The following is a 1030-nucleotide window of genomic DNA, read 5'->3' on the forward strand; positions in this document are numbered from 1 at the left end:
GGGTGACTGCAGGGCAAGAATACATTCAGCAGCAAGTTGAAACCTTTATGAACTTGGCCAATCAGTTTGCTCAACCTTTGGAGTTGATGAATGCTCAGGTTGAAAAGCAGCTGGTGGATATGGTGCTCTGCTTAGTCAAAGAAGTGGTGCATGTCGAGGTTCAAACCAATCCACAAATTATTCTCGATACGGTTAAGCAGTCGGTAGAAGCGCTGCCGATTTCTGGCCATCCAATCACATTGCATCTCAACCCTGAAGATGTTGTCATCATTCGCTCTGCGTATGGTGAAGAAGATTTAGATTGCCGTAACTGGACACTGGTTTCTGAGCCATCACTTAATCGTGGCGATGTGCAAATCGAAGCAGGCGAATCGAGTATTAACTACCGCATGGAAGAGCGCATCAAGAGTGTGTTGCACAGCTTTTGTGGCGCGAACCGTCACCAAGAGGGCGAGTAATCCATGCAAGCTTTGGCCGATCGCCTCAAAAACTACAAAGTTGAAGGCTTAACCACGCGCCCGGTCGCTTCTGGAAAATTGGTGCGCGTTGTTGGTTTGACCTTAGAAGCAACGGGCTGTCGTGCGCCGATCGGCAGTCTATGTTTGGTTGAAACCATGTCTGGTCACATGGAAGCCGAAGTGGTTGGTTTTTCTGGCGACAACTTGTATTTGATGCCGAGTGAGCAAATCACCGGTATTTTGCCCGGTGCAAAAGTGACGCCATTAACCAGCGAAGCAGGTTTGCCTGTTGGTATGGAATTGCTTGGCCGCGTTATTGATGGCGTGGGCAATCCGCTGGATGGACTTGGCCCGATTTACACTGAGCACCGTGCGTCATTTAATGCGGAACCCATCAACCCACTGGCACGAAAACCGATCTCTGAACCACTCGATGTTGGCTTAAAAGCGATCAACGGTTTGTTGACGGTAGGCAAAGGCCAGCGTATTGGCTTGTTTGCGGGTTCTGGTGTGGGTAAATCGGTCACGCTAGGCATGATGACACGAGGCACTACGGCGCAAGTGGTGGTGGT

1 protein-coding gene and 1 pseudogene are annotated in these 1030 nt (G+C 50.0%); both read left to right on the top strand.

Annotated features, from left to right (window positions below; translation table 11 throughout):
• The coding region (locus R7Q48_RS24925; RefSeq protein WP_318132797.1) for a flagellar assembly protein FliH at positions 1-458 on the top strand (458 nt) is incomplete at its 5' end.
• 3 nt (positions 459-461) lie between these two features.
• Positions 462-1030, top strand: a pseudogene (fliI, locus tag R7Q48_RS24930) (flagellum-specific ATP synthase FliI); the annotation flags it as partial.

The sequence above is a fragment of the Vibrio sp. 378 genome (assembly GCF_033339435.1).